This window comes from Pseudobythopirellula maris (assembly GCF_007859945.1).
Taxonomy (GTDB): domain Bacteria; phylum Planctomycetota; class Planctomycetia; order Pirellulales; family Lacipirellulaceae; genus Pseudobythopirellula; species Pseudobythopirellula maris.
Genome location: NZ_SJPQ01000004.1, coordinates 227,345 through 241,709 on the forward strand (window position 1 = coordinate 227,345; position 14,365 = coordinate 241,709).

General features: G+C 59.4%; 7 protein-coding genes. 4 read left to right on the forward strand and 3 right to left on the reverse strand.

The features are described from left to right. Positions 1 to 181: 181 nt before the first annotated feature. Positions 182 to 8,056, reverse strand: coding sequence for a choice-of-anchor Q domain-containing protein (locus Mal64_RS17130; protein ID WP_197525845.1), 7,875 nt, complete (start codon positions 8,054 to 8,056; stop codon positions 182 to 184). Between the two features lie 1,137 nt (positions 8,057 to 9,193). On the opposite strand from Mal64_RS17130, the gene Mal64_RS17135 reads away from it, so the two are divergent. Then, positions 9,194 to 9,619, forward strand: coding sequence for a tyrosine-type recombinase/integrase (locus Mal64_RS17135; RefSeq protein WP_391570441.1), 426 nt, complete (start codon positions 9,194 to 9,196; stop codon positions 9,617 to 9,619). Here the strand turns inward: Mal64_RS17135 and Mal64_RS20485 are convergent. Beyond that, the gene (locus Mal64_RS20485) at positions 9,552 to 9,794 is read right to left on the reverse strand and encodes a helix-turn-helix domain-containing protein (RefSeq protein WP_146402576.1); all 243 of its coding nucleotides are present in this window, start codon (positions 9,792 to 9,794) and stop codon (positions 9,552 to 9,554) included. The two genes, Mal64_RS17135 and Mal64_RS20485, sit on opposite strands and share 68 nt — an antisense overlap. On the opposite strand from Mal64_RS20485, the gene Mal64_RS20300 reads away from it, so the two are divergent. The 3 genes from Mal64_RS20300 (at position 9,787) to Mal64_RS17150 (ending at position 11,629) form a co-directional block, all read left to right on the forward strand. Next, complete coding sequence (locus tag Mal64_RS20300) at positions 9,787 to 9,915, forward strand: hypothetical protein (protein WP_261342195.1); 129 nt, start codon at positions 9,787 to 9,789, stop codon at positions 9,913 to 9,915. The genes Mal64_RS20485 and Mal64_RS20300 overlap by 8 nt on opposite strands. Positions 9,916 to 10,197: 282 nt before the next feature. Further along, positions 10,198 to 10,833, forward strand: coding sequence for a tetratricopeptide repeat protein (locus Mal64_RS17145; protein ID WP_146402578.1), 636 nt, complete (start codon positions 10,198 to 10,200; stop codon positions 10,831 to 10,833). Between the two features lie 82 nt (positions 10,834 to 10,915). Next, entirely contained in the window at positions 10,916 to 11,629 is a 714-nt protein-coding gene (locus Mal64_RS17150; RefSeq protein ID WP_146402580.1) for a hypothetical protein, read from the forward strand. Between the two features lie 1,884 nt (positions 11,630 to 13,513). Here the strand turns inward: Mal64_RS17150 and Mal64_RS17160 are convergent. Next, positions 13,514 to 13,918 (reverse strand): hypothetical protein, encoded by a 405-nt coding sequence (locus tag Mal64_RS17160; RefSeq protein WP_146402585.1) that lies wholly within the window; start codon positions 13,916 to 13,918, stop codon positions 13,514 to 13,516. Positions 13,919 to 14,365: the final 447 nt, after the last annotated feature.

The window sequence follows — 14,365 nt, forward strand, 5'->3', positions numbered from 1 at the left end:
CATGGGGCCTCGGGGGGCGAAGTGGGCACGCGCGAGATTCCTTTCCGCGGGCCCGACCACCCCGTCGCCGCCCGGAAAGGGGCACGGCGACGGGGGAGTCGACGCGGGAGATCAGCCCGCTGGCCTGCTGATCGAGAGTGAAGCGGAACCAGTCGTACTAGGCAGCGACGCCGCCATTGTACTATCTCGCTGCGATAAAGTCCCTGCACTCTCCCACGACATCAAGCCAGTCTTCTTCATCTGCGAACGCTTCATCGCTGGTCGCTTCGGGATTGATAAGTTCGGAGTCGGTGCTACGGTACCGAACATGCCGCTCTACCAGTAACAGGAGAAGATTGTCGGTGGCCGATTCCGGCGATAGCGTACTATCGAGTCTGGTTGATGGGGTGGGATCGTGTTCGGGGAGCGAAGTGCGTTCGCGGACGCCTACCTGAAGCTTGTGATACCTTCTTGATGCAGAGGTTTTGTTTGGCTTGTCCGCCTGAAAATCTTCATCTGGAGCTCGCAAGGTGACAACGGCATCATTCTCCTTAATGGGCAGCTGCGCCTGCGTGATTCGAGGATATTCGGGAGAGAGCATGCTGTCACCCGCTTGAACATCAGCGGCAAAGGCTTCGTCAACTCCTGCTACCTCGTTGAAGTAACCTTGTGCCTGAGTGACTTGTAGAGGGGAAGAAAGTGTTTCGCCGAAATGCTCAGTCCATACGGTGTAGTCGTTTCTGGTAATCACCCCGTCGCCGTCCCCGTCGGCGCCCTCGTAGGGCGCCACCATCTCGTCAAGCGCGTCTCGCCAGACGGTGAAATCGGCGCCGTCGACCACGCCGTTGCCGTTGTAGTCGCCAATGAGTGGTGGGGCGTCGGCCTGGATCTCGATCGCCCCGATGTCGACGCCTCCTCCCGCCAAGCGGAAGTACCCCATGCCCCGCTGGTCGAACTCGCCGTGAGCGAATTCGACCGTAGGATCGCCGGCGTCGATCGCAGGGCTGCCTGGAAGTGGCAGATGAGTCGGCGTGGGGCCGCCGTTGTCGGCAAGGGGAGCGAGCATCGGGTCGTCAGCGATAACGTTGTCTTCACCAAGAGAAACGATTTCGTCCGTCCGCGAGCCGATCAGGCTGTGACGGATTTCCAGCGAGTTGGGGCCTTCGTCGTCGAGGAAGACTTCATAGCTCGGGTTTGCAGCAAGGTTGGCGGTCAGAATCGATCCTACGACAAGGATTTCGCCCGACGCATAAAGACCTGCCCCTAAGCTCGACGAGTTAAAGGTCACCGTGCTGTTGGTCAATCGTGTGTACCCCGATGACCAGATCGCCCCCCCTCGTGTCGAGCGTGAGGGCTCTCCCTTGTTTCCACTGAATGTGCTCTGCTCAACCACCAGTCGATTGGCCGAGTAGACGCCAGCCCCGAACACGGAGGTGTTATTACCGATGAGGCTCTCCGTAATTAAAGCGGACTCATACACATACATCCCGCCCCCGCGACTCGAGGCCGTGTTCTTTTGGATCAAGCTGCGAGCGACCTCGGCGTTGCGAGCTCGCAATCCAGCCCCGGAATAAGAGGCGTTGCCGAGGATCTCGCTCTGATCAACAAAGACAAATTGTGAATATACACCTCCGCCGCTCGTTGCTGAGGTATTGTGTGTGATGCTGCTCTTTCTCACCGTTACCGACGGGGCGAGAATTCCCCCGCCGAACCCACCAATTTCATTGGGGGCGTGGTTCCTTTGAATCGAGCTTTCCGTAATTACAACGGGGCCTTCCGCGAAAACCCCACCGCCACTTGTGTATACCCCCTCGACCTCGCTGTCGGAAACGACAGATCGAGTGATGATGAGCTTGCCCGAAGTGATCGATCGGATAGCGCCGCCATTGTAGATGTAGGAGGGCGGGGGGGATGGAGGGTCCCAGTGAGGGTTGTCGCCGGTCGTGAGACCGTTCTGTATGCGGAGGTTGACGATCGAAAAATCTCCGGTACTCGCAGTGAAGTGCAGCACGCGCGAGAGCCGCTCCGCGTCTATCGTCACTCCTTCGTTCGCCATCGAGGCGTCGAGTGTCGCCGCCTCGGTCAGCTCGAGTTCGGCGCCGCCAAGCAAGATCGTGCCTCCAGCGAGAGAAGGGTCAAATCCGATCGTGTCGGCGCCCGGATTGAGGTTCGCCAACGCGATTGCCTCTCGCAGGGAGAGATGGCCGGGAGAGACATCGCCATCGGAGCCGCCATCGAGGCTGTCGACGACGATGTTGCCAACCCACTCGATCGCACCAAGGTCAATGCGCTCACCCCACACACGAGGCAAGCCCGCTCCGCGCTGATCGCTCGCAAGCGGGGGGGTAGAAATCTGGGGGTCAAACAAGGGGTCACCGGCGTCGATGATGGGGCTGCTGGTGAGCGGCAGGTGGGTGGCGGTCGGCCCGCCATTGTCGGCCAGTGGGCCGAGAAGGGGATCGATCGCCCCGACCGTGCTAGAGTCACCAATCAAGTTGCCGGACGCATCGGGCGAATCGGATGAAGCCTGCAGCAGGCCGTCGGTGTCGCCAATGAAACTGTATTGCACCGTGGTCACGAGCGCGTCGGAATCAAGATCGGGCGCCCCGCCTGTCGCGGTGTTCTTCGCCAGGATCGAACCCGAAATCTCAACCGTCCCGTCGGCACTGAGCCCTCCCCCCCGGACCCCCGTGAACAGGGCATGGTTGTTGACGACCGTCGATTGGGCCAGAGTGATCGCGCCTGTCGCGGAGACGCCACCGCCACTCGACTCCGCCCCGTGCGTCAGACTGCCGCTGACGGTGCTCTGGAGCAGGTTCACCTCGCTGGCCGCGATCGCGCCTCCGGGGCTTTCGCCCCCGAGGGTGGTGTTGTCACGGAACAGCGTGTCTCGACCCGAGAGCCGACCCTCCGTAAAAACGGCGCCACCCGCACTATGGTCGCCCCGCGTGGTGTTCCAGCCGATCGTCGCTGTGGAGAACGTGGCGTCCCCACCGACAAACACCCCACCACCAGGCGAGGAGACACCAAGTGTTGTGTTTCTCTCGACGCCGCCGCGCTCAATAACGAGTCCTCCCCTGACGTATAGCCCGCCGCCAGGCGAAAAGCGTTCCTCAGTGCGGTTGTCAAGCACCCAAGAGTTTTGGAGCAAGGCGTCGCCGAAAACGAAGGCGCCTCCGCCGCTCCCACTGCCCCCGCTGGTGTAGTTCCTTTCAAGGATGCTGTCGGTGAGGGTGAGCTGCCCCCTGACATATAAACCACCCCCTGAAGCATGAGGCCCTTCCGTGTGATTGCCGCTCACAACACTGTCGGCTAATTCTAGGTCGCCCTTGGTGTCGATAGCCCCGCCACGGGCGTAGCCGCCTATCGCTGTGTTGTCCGTGAGCACTACTTGGCTGAGAAACAGCATTCCTTCAGAGCCGGAGATGATCGCGCCGCCCTGGCTCTCGTAAGAGCCGTAGTAGAAATCCGTCTCCGTTCTGCCGCCACGCAGTTTCAGACTCTTGAGTGTGACGTTGTCCGCTCCTGCGGAGATCTCGAAAATCCGCGACAGACCTTGGGCGTCGATTTGCACCCTCGCGTCAAGAGCCGAGCTGTCGATCGTGATCGTTTCCGTAAGAGTCAGCGCCTCGCCGTCGAGTAGGATCGTACGTCCCGACAAAGCCTCATCGAAGAGGATCAGGTCGTTCCCGGGTCTGGCGTTGGCGATCTCGAGCGCCTCGCGCAGCGACAGGTTCCCCGATGAATAATCGCCGTCCGTCTCGTCGATCTGATTGTCGACGTAGAGCGACAACGCCTCGAAGGCGCCGATGTCGATCCTCCGGCCCGAGACACGCTCGAACGGCTCGCCGCGCTGGTCGTAGCCCTCGTCGTCCGTGTCTAGGTCGCCGGCCTCAATGGCGGGGCTGCCCGGCAAGATCGCGTGAGTCTGGTTCCGGCCCCCGTTGTCGGCGAGCGGCCCCAGCATGGGATCGATCACGCCGCTCCCGGCGGAGCTGCCGATGAGGTTGCCGTTCTCGTCGGGGGTGCGTGTCTCGGCAAGGGTCGTGCCGGCGTTGTCGCCGATCAAGCTGAATACGATGTTGGGGGAGGAGCTGCTGTGTAAATCGGGCGATGCGAATAAGGATGAGTTGCCAGCCACGATCGAGCCCTGGATTTGCGTCGGGAACCAGCCTTCCCACACTCCACCGCCGCTGCTGGCGGAGTTGCCTGTGATCGTGCTCTGTTCGATCGTAAGCCTGTCATACACTTGGTGGACGCCGGTACGAAACAGTCCGCCGCCGCGCGAATCCTCGCCTTCTGTATGATTCCCACTGATTGTGCTGTTGTAGATCGACCCTGGGCCATACACGCCGATCCCACCGCCCTTGCCTTGGGGGCCTTCGATGTGATTGCCTGAGATGAGGCTGTCAGAGACGGTCAGGTCAAAAGAAAAAAGTCCGGCGCCGGTCATCTTTTCTCCGGTAAGGCTATTGCCTTCGATCGTTGAGCCGGTCACCTCGAGACTGCGTCCGAATACCCCGCCACCGTGTCCATAGAGTCCGTTGACGTAGTTGTCGCTGACGACGCTTTCGGTCAATATAACGTCCTCTCCGTACACGCCGCCGCCGTTGTCGTAATAGCTGTTACCCCGTACCGAATTGGAATCGATAGTACTTGCGTGGATCGTCAGCAGTTTATATCCGACGACTCCTCCTCCCTGTGCGCTACTGCCAGAGATGTAGTTGTAATTAACCTTGCTGCTTACGATGCGCACGTTCCCACTCTTGGACCCAACGCCGCCGCCGTGCGCTCGAAAGCCCTCGGTGTGGTTGTGCTCGATCGTGCTGTTCTCGATCGATAGGTCGCCGGCCTCGGTCCACGCTGCGCCGCCCGGCGAATCCTGTCCCACGGTCGTGTTCCCGGTGAGCAGACTGTCGATGATCCGCAAGCCGCCTTCGGTGTAGACGCCCCCGCCCGGCGCCTCGCGTCCCGTCGTGCCGCTGTTTTGAATCGTCATCCGCTCTAAGGTCAGAATTCCGCTCGAAGCCGAGATGATAGCGCCGCCGCCGCCGCTTCTGGTCGCCCGCCCCCCGGTGAGCACTAGGCCCGCGAGCGTGTAATCGTTCGAATCGTCCAAGAACTCGAATATTCTCGATTCCCCGTGGGCGTCGATGGTCAGGGGCTCGGCGAGTGCTGTGCCGTCGATCGTCACGGTGTCCGAGATGTGGAATTCATTATAGATGAGTGAGATGGTCTGCCCGGCGAGCTCGGGGGAGAATACGATCGTGTCGGCGCCAGGGTTGGCTTCCGCGATGGCCGCCGCTTCACGCAGCGACAGACGCCCCACCGAGAAGTCGCCATCGACCGCATCCTCGGTCGTGTCGACCACTAACGAGAGGGCCTGCGACTCGTAAGCCCCCATGTCAATTCGGCCCTCGGCGACACGATCGAACGGATAGCCCCTGACGTCGAGGACGACGTCAGAGGTCTCCGGCTCGCCGGCATTGATCGCTACGCTGCCGGGCAGTAGCGCGTGCGTGAGCGTGCGTCCACCATAGTCCCCCAACGGAGCAACCCCCGCGTCGAGTGTCCCCGACGTGGTGAACAGGTTCCCTTGCCCGCTAGCCAACGCGATGAGCAGGGCGTTGTCCGGTCCGCTGGGGCCGTTCGCGTCGGCGACTAGGCTGTATCTCAGCGAGAACGATCCCGCCGCCGGCTCGAGGTCGTTGCCCCCGCCAGTTGCTGTGTTCCCGGCCACGATCGAGCCCTCGACCGAGAGCCCCTCGCCAGAAAACCAGATTCCTCCTCCGGAGGCGCCGGCGGCTTGATTTTCTGACAGGGTGCTGCGGACGATCTCGAGATTGCCGTGCGCAGCAATCGCCCCGCCGTTGCTGCTCAGCCCCTCGGTCTTGTTGCCGCTAAGAGTCGATTGCACGAGACGCACGTCTCCGGTCGCGAAGATCGCTCCCCCCTGCGCGCCGTGCCCCTGGGTCCGGTTCCAGCTGATCAAACTCCCTTCAATCGTCAAAAGGCCGTCGCTCAAGGACCGAATCGCGCCGCCGCTGTTCGTGTAATCAAAGATCGTCGGGTTATTCTCTACGGTCCGGCCGCCCGTGAGATCGACGCCGACCAGCGTAACGTCTCCCGCCTCGGCGGTGATGCTCAAGACCCGAGATTGACCACGGGCGTCGATCTCCACGTTGCGAAGCAGATTGCTCGCGTCGACGATCAGCGGCGCGCTGATTTCCAACTCGCCTTTGGTCAGTAGAATAGTCCGCCCAGCAAAAGTGGGGCTGAACTGGATCCTCGCGACTTCCAGGGACTCGTTCGCCAGGAAGATTGCCTCCCGCAGCGACAAGTCACCCTCTCGGTAGTTGCCGTCGAATTCGTCGGTGCTCCTGTCGACCGTGTAAGTCGTGAAGTACCTCTCGACCGCGCCGATGTCGGCCCTGCCCACCGTCACGCGCGGGAATGGCTCGCCTCGCTGGTCGTAGCCGCTGTCTGACAAGATCGCCGGGTCACCCGCGTTGAAAGCGGGGCTGCCGTTCAGCAGGTCGTGGGTGCGAGTGGGCCCTCCGTTGTCGCCCAACGGCGCCAGGCGCGGGTCGAGCACACCGGCGCCTGCCGAGCTGCCCACGAGGTTGCCCGCCGCGTCCGGTGTGCTCGACTCGGCGAGGTTCACCCCGTCATTGTCGCCGATCAGGTTGAAAGCATAGACCGATGCGCTGTTAGTGGAACGTATGTCGGCGTACCGGTCGGCGGCGAGGTTGGCCGCGATGATCGTGTTGGTGATCACCGCTTTCTCGCTGTTGATCGCCAAACCGCCCGCGTCCGAATCGTCGCCTAGCGCCTCGTTCTCCGTGATAGTGCTGCGGTCAATCCGTATCTCGCTGGAATTGCGGAGATCGAAATAGCCGGCACCCCCCGGACTTCTTGGACCGCTGGTGCGGTTGTTGCTGAGCGTGCTGTCGATGATCTGAACCGAGCCGACCACGACCATGAGACCGCCTCCGACTCCCCCCCCGCCGGCGGTTGTATTATCGCTGATCTCGGAACTGTCAATGACAACCGACCGCGTATAAGCCCCGCCGCCCCCAGAGTTTCTCCCCAAGGTCGTGTTGCCGCGCAATACGCTCGCATGCAACACAAACTCTCCCTCGACGTAGACGCCGCCACCGCGGGCGCTCTCGCCGCGGGTCTCGTTGTACGAAATCTCGCTGCTGTACGCCTCGACCGGTGCGTCCAAGGACCACACACCACCTCCGCTGGCGCCGATCCCTTCGGTGTGATTCCGCGAGACGAGCGTCTCCTCAAGAACAATTGTCGGAGACCCGAGACCACGCGCTGCAATGCCTCCCCCGCGCGAGTCCGTACTGAGGGTGTAGTTGTCCGTCACGGTCGAATCAACGAATGTAACAGCTCCGTAGAATGTGAATATACCGCCGCCGTTGGACGAATCGCCTTCGGTGTAATTGCCACTTATCGAGCTCCGCGTGATCGACGTCGTACTGGACGCGTAGACCCCGCCGCCGCGCGCTTCCATTCCCTCGGTGTGATTGCCACTGATCGTGCTGTCTTCAATCTCGAAGGCGCCGAACCGCGAGTACACCCCTCCGCCCTTGCTTTCATCGCCCGTGGTCGAGTTGCCACGGATCTCGCTCCTCACCACTCGCGTACCGCCCAAGCTGAAGACGCCGCCGCCGCCGCCGGTGGCCTTGCTATCGACAACCGCCGTATCTTCGAGAATGAGCTCAGCCGAAGGGGAATAGATCGCGCCACCAGGGCCGTCCACGGCGCCGTTGGCGAGTTCCAAGCCGGCGACGCGAAGATAAGCGTCGGCCTGGATTACCCGCGAAAGCCCTCCTGCGTCGATCACCGGTCGCTCATCGAGCGCCGTCGCGTCGATGACCAGCGCGTCGGTGCTCTCCAGCTGGGCGCCTGCCAGGGCAATTGTCTGTCCCGAGAGAGACAAGTCGAAGCCGATCACGTCTTCACCCTCGGTCGCGTTGGCGGCGAGGATCGCCTCACGCAACGAGACACCGTCTCCACCGTCAGTAGCGATTAAGCCTTCGATCGAGCTGACATCGCCATTCACCAAGTCGCTCGTGTTTCCCACGGTGACGGCGGCGAGAACCCAACGCTCTTCGAGGCGTTCGTACCGGAGCCGACGGCCTAAGAACGGACGTTTGGCTGACGTTCGAGATGTTTGGTGCTTCCCACATTGTCGGCGAGATGGATTCTTCGGGGAAAATAGCATGAGGTATTGCTCAGGGATGTAGGAGCCCAACGCGGAGGGCACAGTCTAGACCTTTCAGGCAAATTGAACGACCTCGACACGCCATCAAAGAATCTGGGCGGCAACGCGAAATCGCCCTAAGCGGGCAGTGCAAGGACAGCCTGAATAGGGTATTTCCAGCCAGATTTGATCTCCACGTTCCTAGCCGCGAAGAACAAATCCCTCAGGCCGTCGAATGCCCCTACCGCGAGAGATGCGGCATTCGAGCAAGTGACAAACATCAACGCGCAGGAAGGCGGCGAGCGCGCCTTCTTCGCCAGCGGCAAGAATGGGAAAGCAGACGAGCGTCACACACACGAGGATCCCATTGAGAGGCCGGCACCCCGTCAAGTCAAGGAAGGAAAAGGTACGTAGGGAAGCCGATTCGAGTTAGCTTTGCGAATCGAGTGATTACCAGCGAGGCACCCTAAGACCTGTTCTTCCCTTGCAGGATCTTCCTACCGCGTTGTCTGCTACACGTCTTGCGCCGCTCGGTGCAGCGCATCACGCAGCGCTTCGGCTAGAATCTGCCTAAACACCGAGGATTCCGTGGTAGGTTCGAGTCCTCTATCGCCCACTCCTTCTTGCTTCGATGGCAATGGCGGCGGCTTTCTAGGTCGCATTGCTGGTAGCCGTAGCGTCGTTATTGCCTTTGCGACGCCGAATCACACCGCCACGCACGCTACGCATCCGTGCGATTCGCACTAACGGTCATGCTCAGTGCTGGGGCCTCAGTGCTGGGGCTCGCCCCCAGGAAATGCACTCGTTTGAGGCTAGAGCGTTTTTCGAATTGGTGTGGACGAGCGGGGAAGCGATAGGCGGCGTGGCGAGGAAGCCGAAGCAGGCAATGCGGTGCATTGTCGATGCAGGCTGACGAAGCCATGACGCCGATCGCGAGCCGAGCGTCTACTCCTATGAGCAAACCGCTCTAGGCATTTCGACGGCAAACGGCTGGTTCTGCCCATCGAGCAAAGCAAGGGCCGCAAGCAGTCGCGGGTGGTCTGCCTGCCGCCCGAGGCCTTGGAGGTCATCAAGCGATTGGCTGAGAAGTGGCCAGAGGGGCCGCTCTTTCGGAATCCGAGGGGCATCCCCTGGAGCCGTATTTCGGTCCGCTTGTGTTTCCGCAGGCTCAAAGAGAAGCTCGGCATGCCAAAGCTATGCGCAACCACGCTACGGCATTCGTTCGCCCACCACCGGCTAACCAGCGGTCAGGATGCACTGACCGTGGCCAAGCTCATGGGCCACGTCGATACCCGGATGCTGGCGACCCGCTACGTCCACTTGGACGCCAACCCCGAGTTCATGCAGAATGCTGCTAACCAAACAAGCTTCCCGGCCTTACCTGTTGAGCTTCCAAGCAGCTCTCCAGATCAGCCGGCTTGATTCGTATGGCGGTCCCGAGCCGGCAGTGGGGCAGGGCGTTCTGCTCCACCAGCCGATAGATTGTCCGCTCGCCGAGGTTGAACCGGACCGCAGCTTGGCGGACCGTCAGTAGCTCCCCGTTGCCTGGATCGGCGGGGCCGTCCTGGGGCAGAGCCGCAATGCAGTCGATGAGCACGGCCGCACACCTGCCGAGCCGTCTCTACGCGGCCCGCATGGTCGTGAAGCTCCCCCACGCCTACACCGAAGCGTCCGAGCCTCTTGGAGGCCTCCACGGCGACGCCTTGGGGGTCTTCTAAAGTGGAGACCTTGTCTAGGGGGTCAGCTTCTTTGAGCCGGTCGTCGAGCCAGCGGCGGAATTGGGGCAGGGTCATGCACAAGGATAGCTCTTTCCCACAAATCAGGTGCGGCAATCAGCCAGAAACTGACGATCACGCCAATCCCCTTGATTGCATGGCTAGCGGCCACCCGCTATCTTCTTTATGCAACCGCGTTTTCGGCGACACTTTGGCAAGAAGGCCCTAGGGCCGGCGAAGTAACCACCACAGCTACTATCGGATTGAAGCCCGGGGGTTTAGATCGTGTTCTTTCGACGCATCATCGACGAAACGCCTCTGGATGCAAAAAAACTCGATAGCTTGAACGCCGTTATCGACCGGAAAGACCTGTCGCTAGATGACGCTGCCTCGGGAACAGCCAAGGAATTCTACCAATTGGGGCAACGCCTAAAGGGTAAGAGGCAGCTGGAGAGAGCCTTATCCGCGTTCCGTGAAGGCTGGAAGCATGGCCACGTCAACTCTACTTATCAATGCGGACTGCTAGAAAGAGACACCGTAGAGGCCAATCGCTTATTCCAAAAGGCAGCAGAAAGAGGACACGTAAGGGCCAAGTTCAATCTAGGCACCTACTGGCTGCAACAGGGAAATACTATCCAGGCTCAACAGACCCTGGAGGATGCTGCATCACAAGGCTGCGCGCGATCCAAGACGAATCTCGGGATACTACATGCAGTCAATAGGCGTGATCCTCAAGAGGGTCTTCGCTGGTTCCGCGAAGCGATCGCCGATGGCGACTCAGCTGCACTATTGGGAGGCGCATCAGCTGCACTGGAGGCAGGTGAGTATGCCTGCGCCGAAAGATGGGCTGAGTGGGCAGTAGCCCTCCGAATAAAGAATGCGCCACGATTGCTCCGCACAATTAAGAGTTTTAACACCTGAGTTACACATAGTAGCGACATCATTCTTATGTGCCCTGACTGACAGGGCACTGCCGTCACCAACCGTTAACAGCAAGCACGTTATGGGCCTCTTTTCCGGAAAATGGCGCGGCGGCCTCCCTTCCGTCGCTGTTCTCTCCAGCGATACGTCTATCTTTTACCTAGTCGCCGAAGACGGCGTACATGGAATGGCTGTTTATGAGGCAGACATTACGCGTGACTTGACACAGGCCCCGCCCGTCGCGAATTGGCACTACAAGGAAACCGTCGAGGCTGTTCGCAGCTGCAAGCGTTCCCTCGCAAAGGAATGCCTCTTTAAAGCCTCTGAGCTGGGACACCTGGACGCACTCTACCTAAAGTGCCGCTATTTCGATTACCACGCTGACCGCGTGGCCCTAGAACGCAATCTCCGAGTCGGAGCCAACGGCGGAAATATTAAGAGCATGGTTGGCCTGGGATCACTCCTGACGCACAACGACCAACTCAAGGAGGCAGAGACCCTCTTCAGGAAGGCCTACGAAAAGGGCAGCATTTACGCGATCAATCTATTGGCCTCACTATATGCCTGCCAACACAACAACCCCACAGAGGCACGACAACTGTCAATGCTCGCAGCCGATGAAGGAGACAAGCAAGGCCTCATAGGGGTGGCAGCCATGTCTATGCGACTAGAAGACTGGGATACAGCACTGTCATATGGAAAGCGAGTAGAAGTGCAGGACCCTGACACCGGCCGAAAGCTGCTAAAGGACATTCAGAACACCAGGCGGCAATTGCTACACATTCGCAGTCATTGACTCCATCTATACCGCTTGCGGCATTACCCACCCACCTTAACTACACTAGAAAGACGGCGGTATGTCTGGCCCAGGCTCCGGAGGGAACGTCCTCGCCGCCTTATGCAGCTTTTTCATCCCTGGGCTCGGTCAGTTGCTTCAAGGCCGGCTAATGATGGCGGTTCTGCAATTCTTCCTTGCTGCATTGCTTTGGATGGTCTTACTGGGATGGGTAATTCACATTTGGTCAATCGTTAATGCGGCTCGCTTTGACCCTTACAGATACTAACGTACCCAAACACGCAAAGTGCAGCCGCACTCACGCAAGCATCGGACATCACTTTCCATCGCCATCCCACGTCACTTCTTACCTCACGGTCTTTCTATGGCTATCGTATGCACCGGATGCGCTACGATTAGAAACCATGACTTAACACCATGTCCCGTATGTGCCCAGAATCGCTTCCACCAAAAAGAACGTGAGGCTGAGAAACGCCGTTCAGCCAGAAGGGCTGAGAAAGAGCGCATCGAGTCAGCGAAGCAGGCCGCCAAGGCTCGCAAGTCTGGCGCAAAAAAAACATGCCATTGCTGTGGCCGAAGCGTCGGCGGCTTCTTTACACCACCATCATGGAAGTGCCAGAACGCAAGCTGTGGGGGCGTGTTTTGCAGGTCATGCAAGAAGGGGTCACTCTTCACTAAGTGCCCGCTGTGCGGATCGCGTGCAGCCTAGTGCGCACTTCCGTCCGCCTCCCCACCTTCACCACAATCAGCGCAATGCCCGACCTCCCGCCCATTCCGCCGTGCCCCACTTGCCGAAAATCACTAGACTTCATGTCGCCATGCAAACCAGACCATCCAGAACGCGGCTTTATAGCCGCTATGGAGGGTCGCATGATGTGTATATGCTGCTACAGATGTGGCATGGTGACTTTCATTAAAGTGCGTGGATGGCTTCGCATCTCACTGAGAACTGAAGGACACCTTCCTCTTGCGGCATTCATTGACATAGAACAGGACAATAGCTCCGCATTCGGCGACGTCATCATCCCTGAGCTTACAATGCTGTGCCGACAAGGCCTTGTTGAAGGACCGGAATGCCAGCTGCTTGAGTAGCAGCAATGCCGAGCCTGCCATCCTTGGAAAAATGGCGCGGATTCAACAGCGACACCTACACAGCCGAGGAACTAGTGATATGTTTGGGAAGAGAAGTAATCGCGACGTACGGCTTACGTCGGCACTCGACTCCGTGGGTATAAAGTACGAATGCGATGAGGATGGAGATTGCAGTGTATTGTACAATCTGCCAAACGGCCGGTCACAGACGGCCTTTGTCAGCGGGAAGACAGAGTCTTTCGACAATCTTGAGGTACGTGAAGTGTGGTCTGTTGCCGCGTATGACACAGGTACTATAGGGCACGCACTTGCAATCCACCTGCTAAAGCAGAATGGAACGAACAAATTAGGTGCATGGCGAATCATTGATAGCGGTGATAAAACTATAGTTGTATTTGCGGTCCAGCTAGCGGCCGATACTGATGGACATACACTTCGTAGTGTACTAGAGCTAGTAACATCTACGGCAGACAGCGCTGAACAGCAAATCACCGGTGGAGATGTGTTTTAGGCTGTAATTACCAAGCACGAATGCATGGACCATGTCCAGAGATAACTCTTCTGTGATTCCCGGAAAGCAGCCTTTTCCGACGCGAAGTGGCCTCTTTCCATTGCGCCCTTATTGATGGTTGCGTGAGCAACTGGACGCGCTAGCAGACCGGGATGCTGCGGTTATCGGTGCGCTCGGTGCTAGCTGGTCCAGTTGTTGATGCACGGGTCAATAAGTTGCGATTACAGCCGCGAACCAAGACGCGGACCTTCTATGTGCCGGTGCGGCAGTAGCTTAGGGGCTTAGTCGCTACCATCAATGACCATGGCATTCTTCATGGCGAAGGCCGCTGCCCCTCCTCCAACAAGGCAGTAGAGCACGTCACCCCAAGCGTGGACTGAGCACAACGCAATAGCCGAGAATCCGAAGAACAGAAGCGTCAGAGTTCCCATCGCCACGGCGGGAGCGGTCTTGTTCTCACAAGGGGCAACCATCACCGCCGCCCACACTGAGAAGGTTCCTAACGCCACCATCACCATGAAACTGACGAATGGGCTGTCCTGCGAGTAGCCAGAGAATCCCATCGAGAAATTGGCAACGCAGCTGGCGAAAAATCCGCCTACCGCTCCCGCTGGGATAAACAGCACCCAACGCAACCCGCGTCCAACGTCGGCTGCCCAAGTGCTTCCGGGGGTGACAAGTTCCATGGCTTCTCCGAAGGGTAAATCCTACGAATAGTCAGGTAGCTACTTCGACAATGCTTCCTCAGGAGGCAGTGCGGCGAGGCAATCCGCTCGCACCCCAGCGCATTCCTCTGCGGTCCTGACTCGGCCACCCCGGCTCAGCAGTTCCCCGGACCCGTAGCCGACCAAGCTAAGTTTCTTAGTGGCCTCAACAGCCACAGCCGTAGGGTTCTCCAGTGCAGGCGGTGCGTCGATGGGCCCGGCTTCTTTGAGTCGTTCTGTAACCAGCTGCGTAGTTGGCGGACGCTCATAATGGCTCCCTTGAGGTAGGGTGGTTGACTGACTTACAAGTCTAGTGCGCACTCCCGCCAATGCATGTTGTCTTTTTGCAACGGGTCAGAACACGAATAGCCCCCACCCGACGAATCAGGCAGGGGCTTTGAAGTGTGTTACTCGGCCCTATCCCTTCGC

Coding starts and splice junctions, on each gene's coding strand:
- Mal64_RS20300 (WP_261342195.1), top strand. CDS start 9,787: ATGAGCACGGCCGCACACCTGCCGAGCCGTCTCTACGCGGCCCGCATG.
- Mal64_RS17150 (WP_146402580.1), top strand. CDS start 10,916: ATGGGCCTCTTTTCCGGAAAATGGCGCGGCGGCCTCCCTTCCGTCGCT.
- Mal64_RS17160 (WP_146402585.1), bottom strand. CDS start 13,918: ATGGAACTTGTCACCCCCGGAAGCACTTGGGCAGCCGACGTTGGACGC.